The organism is Paenibacillus sp. P32E (assembly GCF_001909085.1).
In the GTDB taxonomy this organism is placed as follows: Bacteria; Bacillota; Bacilli; order Paenibacillales; family Paenibacillaceae; genus Paenibacillus_AQ; species Paenibacillus_AQ helianthi.
In genome coordinates this window covers 183,407-202,206 of the sequence record NZ_LVYY01000076.1, presented here as the reverse complement: position 1 = coordinate 202,206, position 18,800 = coordinate 183,407, and the positions used below count along the sequence as shown (strand labels likewise).

Genomic DNA, 18,800 nt, shown 5'->3' with positions numbered 1-18,800 from the left:
ATTTTCCCATATCTTTTTATTGTATCAACTGCATCACACTTAATCAAGTCTTTGATGATCCGGTCCCACTAGGGGCCGGATCTTTTTGCTCTGTCTAGACTAGTTAACCTTACATGCTGAACACTATAAAGTATGCTCCATTATCAGATGGGTGGTCAACATAGGCATATCCATGCGGAATGGCGAACTATTCCTTTTCATCCCCTGAAAGCCGGTTGATCTGGTCCGCCACTTTATCCAGACGCTCCAACTGGTACCCATAGTCATAGATCGCTGCTGCCACAACAGACAATCTCAGCTGTCCGTTTTTCCGGGCATCATAGCCGTTGATGGCTGCTTGCAGGAAACGGTCGTTATCCCCGCCGAGCGGGGCAATATCGGTCGCTCCCGGCTTTAGTTTGTCTTCGAATTTGAGCAAAATTGTCTCATGGTACTTGATCAGCTGCTCCAAATGATGGTCGAATAACTCATCTGTAAGCTCTGTACGTTCGGCCTGAAAATAATGCCGTTCCACCGCCTCCAGCACCTCAAACCCTTTCTGCAGTGAAGCCAGCAGATTCTTGTAGACGACCATTTGCCGGGTCTGGCTGTATTTAGCCCTGCGAAGCTGCTTTTGCTCCTCCTCAAACAAAGTGTATTTGTCGGCTAGTGACCGGATCGAGCCTTCCAGCGCATTTTTCTCATCGCGGAAGACGCTCTCCTTCATTTCATGAGACACCGCCGTCCGCAGCAGCAGCGACAAGCTGCCGAATACATTTTCAATCTGCTGGATATACTGCTTCCGCGGCTGCGGAGGAAATACAGCGATATTAATAATGAATGCTGAAATAATACCGGTCAGCGTGAGCAAAAAACGGGTTAAGGCAAAATCCCACTGCCCCGAGGCCTCCATGACTGAGATTACAGTTACCAGGGTCAGACCGATCGTATCGGCCCGGTTCATTTTCATACTGATCATAATCACGAGAATACATACCAGACCGACAGCAATCGGTTCGTTGGACAGCAGCATTCCACCCAGCAGCGCCAGAACCGCCCCCATAGTACTCGTCTGAATCTGATCCAGAAAGTACCGCCAGGATCTGTAGATGGAGGGTTGCATGGCGAATATCGCTGCAATCGCCGCGCCCACGGGGGAAGTGAAGTGCAATAGAGCGGACAGATAGAGGGCAAGTGTTACTGCCAATCCGGTTTTGAGTATGCGGGCGCCAAAAGCCAAATCCATCCCTCCTAAAGTTTTGTGAGCTTACTTCATCGATATCACTACGTCAAAACTCGCTTCGAAAGCATACGCTAAAGTTTTGTAAGCGTTACTTCATCGATATCACTACGTACAAATATGTATATCCTGATCCGCTTTGGTTCATCTCTATTAGTACAGACATTATTACCCAGGATGCAGGCTGGCGAATTTTAGTATGTCTTAAGGCAGCCTTCAGGATTCTTTCAGCATTCGGGGAATACTGGTTACAGCAGTCCCACAAATAACAGCCGAGGTGAAACCATGAGCAAGAATGTCAAAAAAATCACAGCTTTCACAGCAGCGCTACTCCTCTGCTTGGTTCCGGCCGCCGCTTTTGCCGAAAATACAACCGGAAGAACTCCCTCCGCTACACCGGATTCGGCGGTTCATGCTGAGAAAGCACAACCGCATCCCCATGCCCCGCATATGGACAAAGGTTTCAGAGCCGGAGGCGGACATTTCATCATCAATGAGACATCCAAGTTACTGGAGATGGACCGTGCCGAGTTAATCCGCAGCCTGAGAGCGGGAAAAACCCTGTATGCTCTAGCCCGGGAGAAAAAAGGATGGACCGAGGATCAATATATCCAAAAGCTAAGTGAAGCGGCAAGCCTGAAGCTGGAAGCTTCGATTACAAACGGCCAGGTAACCCGGGAAGAGGCGAATAAGCTGAAAGCCAGCTTACCGGCACTACTGAAGCTGAGTATCAGTCGCACCGCTCATTTTCAGGAGTCTAAAAAGCCCTGAAACTCATTGCGAGCCAAGGATAACTGGTAAAAGCGGTCATGCCGCCAAATGCGGATTCCCAGGTGAGCGTTAATGGGAATCCGCATTTTTCATCGGTGCTGCTGCCTCTGCTTCCGTGAATTCCGGAACGCCTCAAAACAGGTAATGCACAACATCAGCCAAGCCCCGCTGGCAGCATATCCTCCAATAACATCGCTTGGGTAGTGCACGCCCAAATAGACACGGCTCCAGCCAATACCTCCAGTTATAAGTACAGTGAACAGAATCAACAGTACCTGCTCGGTTCCGCCCCTCATATGCTTCCATAGCAGGTACGCAAGCACACCATAGAGTGAAAACGCCGCCATAGAGTGTCCGCTCGGGAAGCTGTATCCCGCTTGTTCAATTAACCGGTGGATGTTCGGGCGCTCCCGGTGAAACCAAAGTTTCATCCAGGTGTTCAGCATCTGTGAGCCTAAGCCGACTACGAGGAACAAAAGCAATTCCATCCTATGCTTCAGTACAAAAAACAACAGCATCATGGTCAGCAGCGAAATACCGATTGCAATTTTTGAGGAGCCCACCAGGGATAATCCTTTGGCAAGCGAAGTGAGCACCGGGATCTCCGCTGATTGTACAGCATGTATAATCGAGATATCAAAACCTGAGATCCTGTCCAGCTTCACAAACACAGCGATCACAGCAAAAGCTAGCAGAAACCATAAAAAACCCCGAAAACCTCTGGATCCGTATAGAAATTGCAGCATAACTACCCCCTTGTCTAATCTAAAGCTTAGCATTCCCATTTCCAGTGAAGGTCTTACCCGTGGTATAATGTCCTGGAAAACAATTCAAAAAAAGATGGAGTGCTGCCGAAGTGGAAACTCTGAAATTACAGGAACGTTTGTTGAACCAGTGCATTTCAACCAAGGTTCCCGTGACAATCTTTACAACCAATGGAGTTAAAATGCAAGGATATGTAACCTCCTATGACGCTTACACCATCACTTTGCAGGGCCAGGGTGACGGTAGACAGAATGTACTGTTCAAATCGGCTGTTTCCACCATTGTGCCGCTGAAGCCTGTTTCGCTAAAATAAGAAATATTTTTCCACGGAACCTTCTTTTCAAAAGGAACACCGGAGCAAGCAGCTCCGGTGTTCCTTTTGCTTAAAATATAAGGATCTAAAGAACTAACCATGTACATCATCCTTGTATTTGTCACAGAGCCGGGTTCTCCGGGAGTTATATCATCACCGGGAAATAAGCAGGTTTTACACACACCGGTTTGGATACCTCAGCTGTATTGCCCGTGAAGATAAGTCTTCCGCTTACACGGTCAACGCTGAATACAACCAGATTATTGCCATCACGATTCGCAGCGATCAGGTAAGCGCCGTCAGGGGTTAGGGCGAAATGGCGGGGATGCCCGCCATGGGTGGATACATGCTCCACCAGTGTAAGCCTGGCGGTTGCAGGATCAACGGCATACACCACAATACTGTCATGCCCGCGGTTTGATCCGTACAAATAGAGTCCGTCTGCGGACAAAGCGATTTCGGCACAGCTATTGTCTGCAGACGGGTAGCCATCAGGCAGTGTAGAAATGGTGGCAACCGTTTGAAGCGTACCGGCTGTATTATCATAAAGAAAAGAAGTAACTGTGCTATCCAACTCATTGATAACATAGGCGGATTTACCGTCCGGATGAAAAACGAAATGACGCGGTCCGGCTCCATCATGAAGTAGGGTATCTCCTTTTGCTTCCAGCGTCCGGGTGTCATGGTTAATCTGGTACTTACGAATCACATCAAGTCCAAGATCGGAAACGAACAGGAATTTCTCATCCGGACTGAAGATTGCGGAATGCGGGTGAGGCTTGTCCTGCCCATGCATCTTTCCTTGTCCCGTATGTACTGCGGTATCCTCCAGCCGGACCGGCAGACTTTGCTGATCCAGAGTCACCAGTCCCACCAGTCCTCCGTGATAGCTGCACACTATAATATACTCACTTTGAGAATCTCTTGAGATATGGCAAGTTGTGGTTTGATTGCTGCCTGTGGCTGGCATGGTCGAAATGCGGTCCAATTCGGTGAGCTTGCCGGACTGCGGGTCAATGGAAAAAGAAACCACTTCCCCTTCCTTGCCCCCCTCTCCATTGAACTTTTCTCCAATGGCATACAGCCGTCCTTCAGCAGCATTTACATTAACAAAGGTCGGGTTTGTTATACCCTGTACCTTATCCACCAGTGCAAGCGTGCCTCCCGCTGCTCTATCCAATTCATATACCTGAACCCCGCTTTCTTCAGCGCTTGCGTAGGAACCGGTAAACAGCAGCAGTCTAGTATTGTCTTTCATCTCGGTAATCCTCCTCAAATGGTTCATCCATATTGTGGGCCATTACAGCCCAATTTCACTGTAGCCATCTTATTAATTTACATTTTTTCAGCGTCTATGACAAATCGCAAGCTAAAAATGTCATAAAACATTTTAAAAATAAGGCTTCTCAAGGGTAAAACGTTATGTTATAATGAAAGCGCTAACATTGAGTTTTAATTTTGTATAAAGGGGGAACATGAATGAGCAGCCTGCTGGAAGCCAGAAATGTGTATGAGGACTTCGAGGTGGAAACGGACATTCTGTTCTTTAAGGTCGGGGACCATGATTTGGTCATTTTTCACGGCAGAAACTATAATATTAAAAAGAGAATGACTGCCGAGCAGCTTAACCGTTTGTTATCTAATCCAAGTTATTACCATGTGTATGGGGGCTGTTACGTCAATCTTAACAAGATCAGCTCCATCGAAGACGACAGTATTTATTTCGGAGAGATGGGTCTGTACGCCAAGACTGTCCGCGTGCCAAGACGCAAACAGGAAAGCATACGCCATCTGCTGAAAAGCCTCAGCTCTTAAGCGGTTACATATCCGCCGCAGGAAAAAAATACGGAGCCTACCAAAAGCCGGAAACGCATGGAGATACCCATGACGCTCCGGCTTTTTCCTTGTATCTTAAGAGAAACTTAAAAAGTAAATCAGCTTTTTTATACTTTCTTAAGGTTTGGAATCCTGATTTCTGGTAAAGTTGTAGAAAGACAGGCAACACCTATATTGAAGGGAGTCATTAATTATAATGGACAAAAAGGATTTCAATGAGAATGAACATCTGGACAACAATGGATCGACGGAAGATAACAGCACTTCCGGTATCAATGAAGGATTAGGAGAAGAATCCGCTTCAGTTCCTGAATTGGAACCCGTAAGCGCGCAGGAAGCGGCAGAAGTATTCGAAGAGAAGGACGCACCTGACAGCGCTGCCAATGTTCCGGTTATGAACAAAGTCGGCGATGGAACACCTCCTTCCACCCCATCTGCTAAAGGCGGCAAGGGCTGGATGATCGCATCGCTTGTCCTCGCTGCAGCCCTTATTGTTGTTCTCATCGTGCAGCCATTCCAGAAGGATGACAGCAAAGTAGCTGTTGCATCCGTCAATGGTACCGATATTTCCAAAGCTGAGCTCTACGACAAGCTGGTTGAAGCCGGCGGGGCAGCCACTCTGCAGAACCTGATCACCACCACGCTTGTTGACCAGGAGGCCAAAAAGGCTAACATTACAGTTACCGATGCCGACATCACTGCTGAGATTGAAGACCTGAAGACACAGTTCGGTGGTGAAGAGGGACTCAAGAACGCTTTGCAGCAAAGTTCGATGACGCTGGACGATCTGAAAAAGCAAATGCCGCTGCAAGTTAAAATCCGCAAGCTGGTTGAGCCTAAAGTAACTGTCACTGATGATGAAATTTCCAAATACTACAATGAAAATAAAGCTTCCTTTAACCAGGAAGAACAAGTCCGGGCTTCCCATATTCTAGTAAAAACCAAAGAAGAAGCGGATGCCATTGTGAAACAGCTGAAAGATGGCGCGGATTTTGCCACACTCGCGAAAGAGAAATCAGCTGATACTGGCTCCAAGGATAAAGGCGGCGATCTTAACTTCTTCAAGAAAGGCGATATGGTCGCTGAATTCGCAGATGCTGCCTTCAAGCTCAAGGTTGGTGAAACCAGCGGCGCTGTCAAAACTCAATACGGCTACCATGTTATTAAAGTAACTGACCGTAAAGAAGCTCATGAATACACGCTTGCCGAGAAGAAAGAAGAAATCACCAAAACCCTAAAAGCTAAAAAGGTATCCGAAATGTCTTCCACTTGGCTTCAGGATCTGACTGCAGCTGCCAAGATTACGAATACACTGACTGATGCCAAAGCTAAAGCATCCGCATCTCCTGCTACAAGCGCGGCTCCTGATGCCAGCGCAGCTCCTGCAACAGAAGCTCCGACTACAAAGTAAGGGGAATTACTCCCGTATAGCCGAACTAGAACCACTTCAAAAAGAGGACAGGCGCTTCCGCCGTCCTCTTTTTTTCAATTCGTACAAACTGATAAGTGTTACTGGTTCTTCAAGTTACATTCCCTTATTTAATTACTTTTACGCGCTCTTCAATCGGCTGGAATTCTTTTTCACCCGGTGCGTTAACGGTTTTACCGAAAGGCATTTGAGCAATAAGCTTCCAGTCTGCCGGAATATCAAAGGTTGCTTTTACTTCATCATCAATTAAAGGGTTATAGTGCTGCAAGGAAGCTCCAAGACCTGCATCAGCAAATGCAGTCCAAACTACGAATTGTAGAATTCCGGAGGACTGGTTTGACCAAATCGGGAAATTCTCAGCGTAAAGGGCAAAGTTCTCTTGCAGATGCTTCACTACTGCCTGATCTTCAAAGAACAATACTGTACCGTAGCCAGCTTTGAAAGAGGACAATTTCTGTGCAGTACCTTCAAATTGTTCTGTTGGTACAATTTTGCGCAGGGTATCCGCTGTAATATCCCACACCTTATCGTGCTTATCTCCAAGCAGTACTACCGCTCTTGAGCTCTGGGAGTTAAAAGAAGTTGGGCTATGTAGAACGGCCGCTTCTACAATCTCTTGAATCTGTGCATCGGAAATCGGGGATTCTTTGCTGATTGCATAGATGGATCGTCTGCCTTTTACTGCTTCAAAAAAGTTCTTAGACATGATATAAATACCTCCATTTATTTAGTTACTTACTTTTTTAAATCTTAACACTTTAATTCCGAAAAAACAATACCCATTCACAACTTTTTCCTTTTGCCTGATTCTTCATGCCACCCCTTATTGTCGCAGTTCTTGTGCAAAATTATGCGCGCTCCCCTACTTTCTATACTCCAATCTGAAGATTAAGTAACAGTTACTCACTTTTCGATATACAATTCTGCACCAAATAGGCTACAATAATTCAGCAAAAGTGCAGAAGGAAGGTTGATTGATATAATGAAAATCCACAACAATAAACGGATATTTTCTTCAAAAAAAACAAATCTATATACACTTACCATGCTCATGGCTGCCAGCTTCATTCTCGCGAGCTGTAAAGACACTCCATTGCCATTAGGGAATGCTGCGGAATCCAGCGTAGCTGCTGCTGAGAACGCAACAGACCCTGTATCGTTCTGGGTGGCTACAGATACCCATTATCTCGATAAGGACCTTCAGGATGGCGGAGAAGCCTTTCAGGCCTACGTGAACGGCGGAGACGGGAAAATCCTGCCTTATAGCGATGAACTAATGGAAGCCCTCGTCTATGACGCGCAGCAGAAGAAGCCGGAATTTTTGATTCTTAGTGGTGATCTTACCAATAACGGGGAAGCAAGCAGCCATAAGAAGCTGGCGGAGAAGTTGAAACGTGTGGAAGCATCAGGCACCGATGTCTATGTCATTCCTGGTAATCACGACTTGAATAATCCCTGGGCGAGATCGTTCAAAGCGGACAAACAGATCGTTGCGGAGCATATCACTCCGGGGGATTTTACAGAGCTGTATTCTGATTTTGGCTATAGTGAAGCAATCTCCCGTGACAAGGACAGCCTAAGCTACCTCGTTCAAGCGGCACCGGGGCTATATCTACTGATGATCGACAGCAGCCAATATGCCAACAATGAAAGCTACGGATTTCCCCAGACGGACGGCCGCATCCTCCCTTCTACCCTCTCCTGGATGGATGAATGCGCGAAGCTGGCAGCTGAGAAACAGGCCTCGATCATTACGGTGATGCATCATAACCTTCTCAGCCATACCTCCATGTCTGTGTCGGGATTCAAGCTTAACAACAGTCAGGAAACCATGAAGACACTTCGTAAGGACGGGCTTAATCTGGTATTGTCCGGGCATATCCACATGCAGGATATCGCACGCGATCCAGACGGTACGACTGACTCCAGAGACACTCCAGTCTATGATATTGCTACCAGTGCCATGGCCGTGAACCCGCATCAATATGGTGCAATGAGCTTTGATCCTGTAACCAGGGCTGTAACCTATCACACTGCAGCAGTAGATGTTGAAGGCTGGGCCAAGGCTAATGGAAATACCGATCCCCATTTACTGGCCTTTAAAAGCTACGCCGAGGGGGTATTCGCCCGGCAATCGTATAACAAGGCGATGGCCCGCCTCAAAGACTCCACCTTCAGCGAAAGTGAAAAACAATCGATGGCTAAAGTGATGGCCCGGCTGAACGTGAATTATTTCGCCGGAACTGCTGCCAATGCTTTGGATGAGATCAAGTCCATGCCGGGTTATAAACTGTGGATGGGCATGGATGGCGGCTTCATGTCCGGTTATATACAGAGTATGGCTGAGGATAAAGTACTCAGCAATGTCTCGCTTGACATGGTATTGACCCAACCCAAATCATTGAGTAATTGAAACATCACGGCGTGGCACAACAAAAAACCGGAACCTCTTGTATAAGAGATTCCGGCTTTTTGTTGTTAATGTTTGTTTACGGACGGTCAATGTAGATGTAACCATCTTCATCTTTTTCTACCTTGGCATGAAGCGCTTCTGCCAGCAGACGAAGCGGTACATAAGCATCACCGTATTCGTCCACGAATACCGGCTGGGCAAGCTTCACTGTCTTTCCGTTGATCAGAACCTTGTCAGAGCCGATTTTGAATACCAGCTTATCTCCGTAGACGTCATCGGTAACATTGATGGCGCGGTTAGCCCCATCCCACTCGACTACAGCATCCATATCTTCTGCCAGATACCGCAGTGGCACATAAGTGGTGTTTCCTTCAACAATCGGATAATAGTAATCATCATCCGGTGCAATCATCAGAGATTTCGCAGTGATATTCAAATCATTCTTGAGCATGTTATATACATCTGAACCTGGTTCAAAGCTTCGGAGTGTCTGCCCCGGAGTAAGCTCGGCAGAAGACAAATCCAACGCTCCCTTTGTCGAGATCGGATTAGCAGTTACTGCACCATTCACATTCCAGGTTTGCGTATCCATTTTGAGGGAAATGCTCTGAAGAGGCAGGTCCCTACTTGCCGGCAATGCGACGAAGAGATTGATATTCTGCTTGCGCACATGGAATCCGCTATCCACAAACATATCGATATTCAGCTTGGTCTCTTTGCTGAGGATGGTTTTCAGTTCCGGTGTTGAAGCATAAAGATTATCCAACTGTTTATCATAGACAAGCAGAAGTGCATCTACAGCCAATTTGGCCGCATCATGCGCCACAGTCACTACACCTTCCTTGTTTTCCAGAGGAATTTCACCCAGACCCAGATCGCTGAGTTCATCTGCGCCTACACCATTCGCTTCCAGGAGCGGGTACAGATAATCATAGAGACCGCTGATGAAATTGGTAAAGCCCTCAGTATCCTTGGAAATGGATTTCAGGAAGCTCTTCACAAGCGCCGGCATCTCGTCGCCGGTAATCTCCGTATGTAGCTTAGTTAAATTCAGCTGTTCACCATATACAGATTCATTTACAGAGGCTACGCTAATCGCGCCGGGATTCGGCAGATTCTTCACCACGAACGAGGTCAACAGCTTGGAAATCTCCTGTGCCTTGTTCTGGTCAAGCCCTTGAATGCCCATGGATTCCTCATACCCTTTAATCGGGTAGTAGAATGGCTGTTTGGCACCTTCTGCGGTAAAGACAACAGCCTCTTTATCCATAAAGAATGTAAAAGGAATAGATAATTGCTTATAGCCTACAACTCCGGCCGCAGATACGTTGCCATTGTCCTGAAGCTTCATGCTGCTAAGGTTCAAGGAGAAAGAATTGATGAGATCTACCATTTCTTTATCTTCCGCGCTAATTCCTGCGGCAGGCACTGCCTTCAGTGACAAGGTGGTGCTGGATTCAGAAGATTTTACATCCAGATCTCCCAGAAGCGCCTTGTTGACATCAAATCCTGCCACATTCTGGCAACCCGCCAGAATCAGCAGCACTGCGAGAATCGGGAGTAACCATTTGGTTCTTGCTTTCATTTTCTTCATAGCATGTCTCCTCTAGTTATATTTGCAATCTATATCCATCAACTCTAAAGAGGGAGGATCGGGTGATATAGGGTGTATCCGGTAACAGGATTATATTGTAAACAGACTCCGCCATTCTATAAATACCCATTCCTGAAAAAACAGAATCTTCACTAGAGCAAGCAAAGCCAGATGGGCCGGATAAAATGACCACCAAATCCAGCGCGGCAACCGTTTGTTCTCCAGAAGCCTCCAGAAACCAGGGGCCGTTACTATGAGAATGGTAGGCACGACGCTGAACATTTGCACCCGCCAGCCATAATAGAACAGATACACGCCATTCAACACGAAATGGGCCAGAATCAGCCAGTAGGAACGGGCATAACGGAAGATCAGCACCAGCAGCAGACCATAGGCGTTATAATCCAGCGGCAGCCGGTCCATGAGAACAAAAGCAAGAATCACTACAGGAATGCCGTACCAGAGGTTTGGCAGCTTATCCAGAATAAACAACACTGCCGCAGACAGCAGCAAGGTAAATACGACATTCCACCCGCCCGGATCAAGCGCCAGATTATAGGGAATCTGAGCGAACAGCGCAATCCACAGCAGCCGGCGCAAATAACGGGGTCTTGATGATGTATGTATATGCCCTTGCACCAGCGCGTAGCAGTATATTGGAAAAGCAATTCTCCCCACATATCTCCAGGCCATCTCCCCCGGAAAAAAAATGTAGCCGATATGATCAATCAGCATGGTCACCATCGCGAGAATCTGCATCTGAAGCCTCCAGTTGAATGATTAAGGGATAACTATGACTTCTTCGATGAATGATCATGGAACTGTCCTCTTTCCAACCGTGTACTGAGAACATTATAGCAGAGGTGTAAGCTTTTTACTAAGAAAGTACTTCCAATTTTAACTACCCGATAAAAAAAAGAACCCTCCCTTGGAATACCAGGAACGGTTCCCCTATTCTTTTCTTTCTATCAAGTCTGCCCGCTTCGCTTATGAGGTCTTCGATTTATTGTAAATATCAAAGCCTACTGCCAGCAGCAGCACTAGACCCTTAATGCCCTGCTGCCAATCGACGCCGAGGCCGATGAGTGACATACCGTTGTTCATAACGCCCATGACCAGGCCGCCGATAATGGCGCCCACCACTGTTCCTATCCCGCCTGAAGCAGATGCTCCTCCGATGAAGCAGGCCGCGATGGCGTCCAGCTCGAAGTTGGTGCCGGCTTTTGGTGTCGCCGAATTCAGACGTGCTGCAAACACCAGACCGGACAGGGCTGCAAGCACGCCCATATTGACGAATACCCAGAAGGTGACACGTTTAGTTTTGACACCGGAGAGACTGGCTGCCTTCTCATTGCCACCAAGAGCATAGATATGCCGTCCCATCGTCATATGATTCATAACGAAGGAATAGATGACGATCAACACCATCAAGATCACCAGAATGTTCGGAATCCCGTTATATTGGGCAATGACATAGGAGAACAGGTTAATGACAATCACAAGCGCTGCAGCCTTGGCAACGGACAGCCAGACAGAGGTTTGCTCAAAGCCGTATTTTATAGAGATTTTCCGGTTCCGGAACTCCTGGTACACGACCAGCACGGAAAGTACAACTCCCACAACTAGTGTCAGGACATTCAGCGAGCTGCCGCCAAAGAAATCCGGGATGAACCCCGAGCTGATCTTTTGAAAAGTTTTGGGGAAAGGCGCAATGGACTGGCCATTGAGCACAATCATCGTCAGCCCCCTGAACAGCAGCATCCCCGCCAGTGTTACGATAAACGCAGGAATTTTGATATAGGCGACCCAGAAGCCCTGCCAGGCTCCAACCAGTGCCCCCATCAGCAGCGAAAGAATAACCGCCAGCACCGGGTTCATATGCATATCCACCATCATAATCGCTGACAGTGCCCCGATAAAAGCGGCTACGGAGCCTACTGAAAGGTCGATATGTCCAGTGATGATCACAAGCACCATCCCGATTGCCAACACCAGAATATAGCTGTTCTGCAGGATCAGATTGGTTACATTAAGCGGCTTGAGCAGAATACCGTCTGTAAGAATTTGAAAGAAAATCGAGATAAAGATCAAAGCAATGATCATGCCGTATTGGCGGATATTCTTTTTAAAAATTTCACTAATCGCTCCCATGACGTGCTACCCCCTGCTTCGTGTCATATATTTCATCAGCAGCTCTTGTGATGCATCCTGCCGTTCTACCTCGCCGCTGATGCGGCCTTCGCACATGGTATAAATCCGGTCACACATCCCGATAATCTCCGGCAGCTCAGACGAGATGACCAGCACCCCTTTGCCCTCTGCCGCCAGCCCATTAATGATGGAGTAAATTTCATATTTGGCTCCCACATCGATTCCACGTGTAGGCTCATCAAGAATGAGGATATCCGGCTGGGCGTAGATCCATTTACTGAGGACAACCTTTTGCTGATTGCCTCCGCTGAGATTCACCGTTTTCTGTAAAATGCTTGGCGTCTTGATGTTCAGCTTCCTGCGGTATTCCTCAGCGACCAGCACTTCCTCGTTCTCATTAATGACACCCCGGCGGGACAGTTTCTTCAAGCTGCTAAGCGAAATATTCCGTTTGATGTCGTCGATCAAAATCAATCCATAATGCTTACGGTCTTCCGTTACATAGGCCAATCCGCTATCGATCGCTTTGTTGATATCGTTCAGATGAACCTCTTTGCCATGCATGAATAGCTGGCCGCTGATCCGTCTGCCATACGATTTGCCGAACACACTCATTGCCAGCTCCGTCCGCCCCGCTCCCATGAGTCCGGCTATGCCTACCACTTCCCCGCGCCGGATATGGAGGTTGATCTTGTCAAGCATTTTGCGGCCCGCCTGAGTCGGATGGTAGACTTCCCAGTCGCGGATTTCGAAAATGGTCTCACCCAGGTCCGGCGTCCGCTCCGGATAACGGTTGGTCAGATCACGGCCCACCATGCCTTTAATAATGACGTCCTCGGTAACCTCATCCTGCTTCATATCCAAAGTGCGAATCGTCTGCCCATCCCGTAGAATGGTCACAGAGTCTGCCACCTTCTCAATTTCATTCAGTTTGTGGGAAATGATAATTGAAGCAATCCCGCGCTTTTTCAGCTCCAGAATCAGTGTAAGCAGGTTTTCACTGTCATCTTCATTCAGTGCTGCTGTCGGTTCGTCGAGTATGAGCAGCTTCACCTCTTTGGACAACGCCTTGGCGATTTCCACAAGCTGCTGCTTGCCTACACCGATCGTCGATACCCGGGTGAACGGCGACTCGCTGAGACCAACGGTCTGAAGCAGCTCCTTGGTTTTCACCGTCGTTGCATTCCAGTTAATCACCCCGCGACTTGCCTGCTCATTGCCGAGAAAAATGTTCTCCGAGATGGACAGATACGGAATCAGAGCCAGCTCCTGATGAATAATGACAATCCCCAGGCTTTCACTATCCTTAATATCCTTGAATTGGGAGACCTGTCCTTGAAATAAAATATCCCCTTCATACGTTCCATGCGGATAGACTCCACTCAGTACCTTCATCAGGGTGGATTTCCCGGCCCCGTTCTCTCCGCAGAGCGCGTGAATCTCTCCGGCTTTGACCTTCAGGTTCACGTTGGACAGTGCCTTGACACCGGGAAAGGTTTTGGTAATGCCCTTCATTTCCAGAATAATTTCGTTCATTGCCTCTCACCCAGCTTTCCATTAAGACTGTGGCAGCGGTTGTTGCGGCTGGCAGCCTCTTTAAGAACTGCCGCCGCATTCCCCGCTAAAAGCATTCGCAACCGGTTATTTGCCGAGCTGTTCTTTGGTATAGTAGCCGCCGTCGACCAGCACTTTATCTACATTGGAAGCATCTACAGATACAGGCTCCAACAGATAGGACGGTACAATTTTGACTCCATTATTATAAGTGGTGGTATCATTGACTTCCGCTTCCGTGCCGTTCAGTACACTTTCCGTCATCTCTACCGCTTTTTTGGCCAGCTCGCGGGTATCCTTGAATACTGTCTGTGTCTGCTCTCCGGCCAGAATCGACTTAACGGAGGCAAGCTCGGCGTCCTGCCCGGTAACAACCGGAAGCTTCTTGTCGCCCGAACCGTAGCCCACGCCTTTCAGTGAGGAAAGAATGCCAATGGTGATGCCATCGTAAGGGGACAGGACAGCATCCAGGTTATCGCTGGCATAATTGGCACTCAGCAGATTATCCATCCGGGCTTGAGCAGCTGCCCCATCCCAGCGCAATGTAGCTACCTGATCCATTGTAATCTGCTTACTGCGGACAACCAGCTTGCCGGAATCAATGTAAGGCTTCAGGATCGACATGGCTCCGTCAAAGAAAAAGTAGGCGTTGTTATCATCCGGTGAACCGCCGAAAAGTTCAATGTTAAACGGGCCCTTGCCTTCTTTCAGGCCCAGCTTCTCTTCAATGTAAGAGCCCTGCAGCACACCGACTTTGAAATTGTCGAAGGTAGCATAATAGTCCACAAATTCGCTTTTCTTGATCAGACGGTCATAGGCAATGATCTTCACGTTAGCATCATGCGCTTTTTGCAGGACATCCGTCAGGGCTTCACCGTCAATCGAAGCAATAACAATGGCCTTCACGCCTTTGGTAATCATATTCTCGATTTGAGATACCTGGTTCTCAACAACATCCTCCGCGTACTGCAGATCCGTACCGTAACCCAGACTCTTAAATTCTTTTACCATGTTATTGCCATCGTTCACCCAGCGCTCAGAGGACTTCGTCGGCATCGCGATGCCCACCTTACCCTTCGTTCCTTCCGAACTGCCGCCGGAGCTGTTCCCTCCGTTATTGCCGCAAGCGGATAAAACCAGTACAAGTGCCAATGCCAGCATGAGTAATGAATACTTTTTCATATCTGCGCTACCCCCTGAACTATTCTGTTGTCCCGGGCAGTCTGCCCGTCTGACAAGTTGAGTATAGCAAGGGGAACAGGGGTCCGTATTTACACTCAGGCTACTGTTTTTATAAAATCAGAACTTTTGTCAGCGTTTTCAAAAGTGATATTTATGTTGAACTTTTGATTTATTTAATCGGCCTTGGTCGTGACTGCGGTGAATGTTTGGGCTTCCGGCCGCTGTTATGTTTGGATTTCCTGATTTAAACCGTTGTCTACGGGTGAAATCCAAACATAAAGGCGGACGCTACCGCTCCTCCAGCTCCAAACTTCACCTCCGCCACTTCTGACCTTTGGTAGGTCTTTCGTTCATCTTAAATGAAATGAGAATAAATAAACCACATGCGGGATTAGCCGCATGTGGTTCCTTTTTACAGTATATGAGTTTAGTCTTGCTCTCCTTCGCGGCCTGCACGCTCTCCATCTCCGGGCAGCACACCTTTGCGGAACTGCAGAGGGGATACACCTGTATGCTTCTTAAAGGCGGTGCTGAAATAATGCTGGGTTTCGTAACCCGTGCGTTCCGCCACTTCGCCTATGCTTAGTTCTGTTGAGTGCAGCATCTGCGCCGCTTTACGGATACGGATTTGGGTCAGATACGTTCCGAAGGATTCACCCAGCTCCTGCTTGAACAGCCGGCTGAGATAGACCGGTGAGGCTTGAAGGCTGCCGGCTATGAATTCCAGAGTAAGCCCGTATTCGCTAAAGTGCTCCAGCATGTACTGCCTGGCTCTGCGGACCAGGGGCGACAAAGGCTGTTCTTTGGAGAGGCTCACTCTGCATTTGCGGTAGGCGGCTGTCAGACCTGTGGGATCTCCCTCAACAGGCTCGATGCCAACCTCAACGGCAATCTTGAGAAGGCTTCGCACTACGGCTTCAACCCCGGCCAGCACCGCTTCTCCTGCCGCATCCCACAGCAGAAGAATGATCTGACCTGCAGCATCCCGGAAGATCACCTTTATAGAGTTCTGAAGCAGCTCTGAAACAATGTTCTCTATTGCAAAAAGAAACAGCTGCCGTTCTTTCTCCTGTAGTCCGGAATTCTGCGCTTCCCATCTCCAGCGGATAATGGCTACTATTTCTGGACGCTCTTGTGGCAGCTGCAAGAAGTGCAGCTGCTCCCGGATCTCACCCTGGCTCAGATTCCCCTCCAGCCATTCCTGGCAGAAGCGTTCTCTCAGCAGCGGGAAATTCTTAATGATCTGCCGGGAGGCCTGCTGGAGATGCTGGTTCTTTTGCTTCTCCGAGACCAGCAGATCCCTGACCCCGCGAAGCACCTGCATCAATTGCCTGGGCTCGGCAGGCTTAAGAATATAGTCATGCACCTGCAGACGGATTGATTCCTGGGCGTAGGAAAATTCATCATGGCCGGTTATAACGATGATTTTACATTCAGGTAGCTGCTCCCGAAGCTGCTTCATCAGTTCAATGCCATGCATGATCGGCATATTCAAATCTACTAATGCAATATGCACTTTATGCTGGACGGCCAAATCCAAGGCTTCTTCACCGTCTTCCGCTTCCGCAACGACCTGCAGTCCGAGGCCTTCCCAATCCACACATTTTCTAATCCCTTCACGGATGATCGCTTCATCATCGGCAATCATAACTTTCCAGGTATCCATTGCGATGCAGCTCCTTCTCCTTCAAATTCAATCCACAGGATAGCTGTCATGGACAACCGGATGACGCACAGTCACTACCGTTCCCACCCCGCGTTCACTTTCAATTTGCAGCCCATACGGTTCTCCATAAGTGAGCCGGATTCGGGCCTGCACATTCAGAATGCCATAGCCGCTGCCCGCACTGTCCGGCAGCGGCTGCTCGATGTCCCCCGTATCTCCGGCATTGCTGCCAACAGCCGCAAGACGCTTCTGCAGCATGGCAAGCCGCTCCGGTGTCATCCCTGCCCCATCATCGCGGACCGTCAGGTACAGCTCACCTGCTTGCTGTGCCACCTCTATGGAAATATGGCCGGGACCGCGCCGCTCCTTGATGCCGTGATAGATCGCGTTCTCCACAATAGGCTGCAGAAGCAGCTTAAGCACGTACAGCTCATCAAGCTGCGGTTCCACTTCAATGCGGTAAGCCAGCTTGCTGCTGTAACGCACCTGTTGAATCTTCAGATAGCTCACCATATGCTCCAGCTCGTCGGACAGTGGAACCAGATCACTGCCTTTGCTGAGACCCAGCCGGAACAGCTTGGATAAGGATTGAACCACTTCGGCTATATCGTCCGCCCCTTTGTTGCGGGCCATCCAGTGGATTGTATCCAATGTGTTATAGAGAAAATGCGGCTTGATATGCGCCTGCAGGCTGCGCAGCTCCGCTTCCCGCTTCTGCCGAGCCTGCAGCTCAGTAAGCGAGAGCAGCCGGGAAATCTGCGCCAGCATGGAGTTGAAGCTGCGGCCCAGCAGCCCAATTTCGTCGGATCGGTTGCCCCAATATCGGATCGTCAGATCACCGGACTGCGCCTTGCTCATAAAGGAGGCCAGTTGTCCGATTGGACGAGAAATGGAATGCGCCAGATAGAATGAGGCCGTCATCCCAAGCATACAGACAATAAAAACAAAGGTGACCACATTAAACGTAATCTCCCGTACCCCAAACGCCGATTCCTCCATCGGGAACACACCCACCGTTGTCCACCCCGTAAAGGATGAGGTCCGGTAAATGAGCTGCAAATGGCGGCCAGCCGCGGTCTCTGAGGTAATGCCCGAGGTTTCGGTGAGTAACCCTTTCGGGATATTTTTCATAAAAGGATGTTGTGGCGCATAGATCATCTCCCCGCTGCTGTCGACGATAGTAAGATAACCCGTTTTGCCCAGCGTGACATCTCTGGCCGTTTCGGCGATAACCCTCAGCTTCAGATCAATTAGTACTACTCCCTGAACCACCTGTGTCTCGGGGTCAACGATGGCTCTTACAGCAGACACCACCTCGCTCTCCTTATAGTCAACATGCGACCTTACAGCACGGCCATAAGGATGTCCGATGATTTTGAAAATCCCTTTATTGTTTTCCGCTTCTTTGTACCAGGCCTCGCTCTTCACAGCTGTGCCCGGACGGGTGTACATCTCATTGCTGATAAATTCGCCTTCTCGATTAACCAGCATAATACCAGCAATCTCGGAACTAAGGGTGGTAAAACCCTGAAGAAACTTGCGGATGTTATATTCCGCGGGCTCCCGGCCTTCAGCCCATCTCATAGCTTGCGCCGGATCGTTCATTGAACCGTTCAGAAAGGCCTGCACACCGGGGTCAAAAGAAATCAGGTAGGTGATCTTCTGGAGATCTTCCACCTCATTTTCCAGTGAGGAATTGACCTTCCCGATGAGCTGCATCGTATTCTCATTGCTTCGCTCCTCCACAATCCGGTCGACCGTCCAGCCGATAAGCAGCCCCAGTCCGATGGAGGGAAGAATGCTGATCAGGAGAAAATGAATGATCAGCTTATAGCGGATTGGGAGGTTGTTCAGCTTTAGCTTTTCCATATTCAGGCCACGCTTAAGCATCGGCAGCTCCTCCCCTG

16 protein-coding genes are annotated in these 18,800 nt (G+C 48.6%); 5 read left to right on the top strand and 11 right to left on the bottom strand.

Features of this window, described 5'->3' with window-relative positions:
• Positions 1–187 precede the first annotated feature (187 nt).
• Positions 188–1,219 carry an FUSC family protein gene (locus A3848_RS29725; RefSeq protein ID WP_074088635.1) on the bottom strand — a complete coding sequence of 344 codons (1,032 nt, stop codon included), beginning with the start codon at positions 1,217–1,219 and terminating at the stop codon, positions 188–190.
• Between the two features lie 285 nt (positions 1,220–1,504).
• Between A3848_RS29725 and A3848_RS29720 the strand changes: the two genes are divergently transcribed.
• The gene (locus A3848_RS29720; RefSeq protein WP_074088634.1) at positions 1,505–1,990 is read left to right on the top strand and encodes a hypothetical protein; all 486 of its coding nucleotides are present in this window, start codon (positions 1,505–1,507) and stop codon (positions 1,988–1,990) included.
• Positions 1,991–2,079: 89 nt separating this feature from the next.
• Here A3848_RS29720 and A3848_RS29715 read toward each other — a convergent pair whose 3' ends face one another.
• Positions 2,080–2,736: a phosphatase PAP2 family protein gene (locus A3848_RS29715; RefSeq protein WP_074088633.1), complete on the bottom strand. Its 657-nt coding sequence runs from the start codon at positions 2,734–2,736 to the stop codon at positions 2,080–2,082.
• Between the two features lie 110 nt (positions 2,737–2,846).
• On the opposite strand from A3848_RS29715, the gene hfq reads away from it, so the two are divergent.
• Positions 2,847–3,068 carry an RNA chaperone Hfq gene (gene hfq, locus A3848_RS29710; protein ID WP_074088632.1) on the top strand — a complete coding sequence of 74 codons (222 nt, stop codon included), beginning with the start codon at positions 2,847–2,849 and terminating at the stop codon, positions 3,066–3,068.
• A 145-nt stretch (positions 3,069–3,213) separates the two neighbouring features.
• Here hfq and A3848_RS29705 read toward each other — a convergent pair whose 3' ends face one another.
• A complete protein-coding gene (locus A3848_RS29705) occupies positions 3,214–4,326 on the bottom strand; it encodes a lactonase family protein (protein ID WP_074088631.1) in 1,113 nt (370 codons plus the stop codon).
• A gap of 221 nt (positions 4,327–4,547) precedes the next feature.
• Here A3848_RS29705 and A3848_RS29700 point away from each other — a divergent pair, with 221 nt between their 5' ends.
• Positions 4,548–4,883, top strand: a complete 336-nt coding sequence (locus A3848_RS29700; RefSeq protein WP_074088630.1) for a LytTR family transcriptional regulator DNA-binding domain-containing protein — start codon at positions 4,548–4,550, stop codon at positions 4,881–4,883.
• 217 nt (positions 4,884–5,100) lie between these two features.
• A complete protein-coding gene (locus A3848_RS29695; protein ID WP_074088629.1) occupies positions 5,101–6,315 on the top strand; it encodes a foldase protein PrsA in 1,215 nt (404 codons plus the stop codon).
• A gap of 124 nt (positions 6,316–6,439) precedes the next feature.
• Here the strand turns inward: A3848_RS29695 and A3848_RS29690 are convergent, their stop codons facing one another.
• Entirely contained in the window at positions 6,440–7,039 is a 600-nt protein-coding gene (locus tag A3848_RS29690) for a nitroreductase family protein (RefSeq protein ID WP_074088628.1), read from the bottom strand.
• A 345-nt stretch (positions 7,040–7,384) separates the two neighbouring features.
• On the opposite strand from A3848_RS29690, the gene A3848_RS29685 reads away from it, so the two are divergent.
• Complete coding sequence (locus A3848_RS29685; protein WP_178382104.1) at positions 7,385–8,746, top strand: metallophosphoesterase; 1,362 nt, start codon at positions 7,385–7,387, stop codon at positions 8,744–8,746.
• A 76-nt stretch (positions 8,747–8,822) separates the two neighbouring features.
• Here the strand turns inward: A3848_RS29685 and A3848_RS29680 are convergent, their stop codons facing one another.
• The 7 genes from A3848_RS29680 to A3848_RS29650 form a co-directional block, all read right to left on the bottom strand.
• Positions 8,823–10,340, bottom strand: coding sequence for a copper amine oxidase N-terminal domain-containing protein (locus tag A3848_RS29680; RefSeq protein WP_083612451.1), 1,518 nt, complete (start codon positions 10,338–10,340; stop codon positions 8,823–8,825).
• Between the two features lie 90 nt (positions 10,341–10,430).
• Positions 10,431–11,099, bottom strand: coding sequence for a TraX family protein (locus tag A3848_RS29675; protein ID WP_074088626.1), 669 nt, complete (start codon positions 11,097–11,099; stop codon positions 10,431–10,433).
• Positions 11,100–11,327: 228 nt separating this feature from the next.
• Entirely contained in the window at positions 11,328–12,491 is a 1,164-nt protein-coding gene (mmsB, locus tag A3848_RS29670) for a multiple monosaccharide ABC transporter permease (RefSeq protein WP_074088625.1), read from the bottom strand.
• 6 nt (positions 12,492–12,497) lie between these two features.
• The gene (gene mmsA, locus A3848_RS29665; protein ID WP_074088624.1) at positions 12,498–14,027 is read right to left on the bottom strand and encodes a multiple monosaccharide ABC transporter ATP-binding protein; all 1,530 of its coding nucleotides are present in this window, start codon (positions 14,025–14,027) and stop codon (positions 12,498–12,500) included.
• Between the two features lie 105 nt (positions 14,028–14,132).
• A complete protein-coding gene (chvE, locus tag A3848_RS29660) occupies positions 14,133–15,227 on the bottom strand; it encodes a multiple monosaccharide ABC transporter substrate-binding protein (protein ID WP_074088623.1) in 1,095 nt (364 codons plus the stop codon).
• Between the two features lie 427 nt (positions 15,228–15,654).
• Positions 15,655–16,893, bottom strand: a complete 1,239-nt coding sequence (locus tag A3848_RS29655; RefSeq protein ID WP_074088622.1) for a response regulator transcription factor — start codon at positions 16,891–16,893, stop codon at positions 15,655–15,657.
• Positions 16,894–16,920: 27 nt separating this feature from the next.
• Positions 16,921–18,783, bottom strand: a complete 1,863-nt coding sequence (locus tag A3848_RS29650; protein WP_074088621.1) for a cache domain-containing sensor histidine kinase — start codon at positions 18,781–18,783, stop codon at positions 16,921–16,923.
• Positions 18,784–18,800: the final 17 nt, after the last annotated feature.

Bases quoted from the DNA above. Each gene is read 5' to 3' on its own strand.
- A3848_RS29705 (WP_074088631.1), bottom strand. From the start codon at position 4,326: ATGAAAGACAATACTAGACTGCTGCTGTTTACCGGTTCCTACGCAAGC.
- A3848_RS29655 (WP_074088622.1), bottom strand. From the start codon at position 16,893: ATGGATACCTGGAAAGTTATGATTGCCGATGATGAAGCGATCATCCGT.
- mmsB (WP_074088625.1), bottom strand. From the start codon at position 12,491: ATGGGAGCGATTAGTGAAATTTTTAAAAAGAATATCCGCCAATACGGC.
- mmsA (WP_074088624.1), bottom strand. From the start codon at position 14,027: ATGAACGAAATTATTCTGGAAATGAAGGGCATTACCAAAACCTTTCCC.
- A3848_RS29720 (WP_074088634.1), top strand. From the start codon at position 1,505: ATGAGCAAGAATGTCAAAAAAATCACAGCTTTCACAGCAGCGCTACTC.
- A3848_RS29685 (WP_178382104.1), top strand. From the start codon at position 7,385: ATGGCTGCCAGCTTCATTCTCGCGAGCTGTAAAGACACTCCATTGCCA.
- A3848_RS29690 (WP_074088628.1), bottom strand. From the start codon at position 7,039: ATGTCTAAGAACTTTTTTGAAGCAGTAAAAGGCAGACGATCCATCTAT.
- A3848_RS29650 (WP_074088621.1), bottom strand. From the start codon at position 18,783: ATGCTTAAGCGTGGCCTGAATATGGAAAAGCTAAAGCTGAACAACCTC.
- A3848_RS29695 (WP_074088629.1), top strand. From the start codon at position 5,101: ATGGACAAAAAGGATTTCAATGAGAATGAACATCTGGACAACAATGGA.
- A3848_RS29675 (WP_074088626.1), bottom strand. From the start codon at position 11,099: ATGCAGATTCTCGCGATGGTGACCATGCTGATTGATCATATCGGCTAC.
- A3848_RS29700 (WP_074088630.1), top strand. From the start codon at position 4,548: ATGAGCAGCCTGCTGGAAGCCAGAAATGTGTATGAGGACTTCGAGGTG.
- chvE (WP_074088623.1), bottom strand. From the start codon at position 15,227: ATGAAAAAGTATTCATTACTCATGCTGGCATTGGCACTTGTACTGGTT.
- A3848_RS29680 (WP_083612451.1), bottom strand. From the start codon at position 10,340: ATGAAGAAAATGAAAGCAAGAACCAAATGGTTACTCCCGATTCTCGCA.
- A3848_RS29715 (WP_074088633.1), bottom strand. From the start codon at position 2,736: ATGCTGCAATTTCTATACGGATCCAGAGGTTTTCGGGGTTTTTTATGG.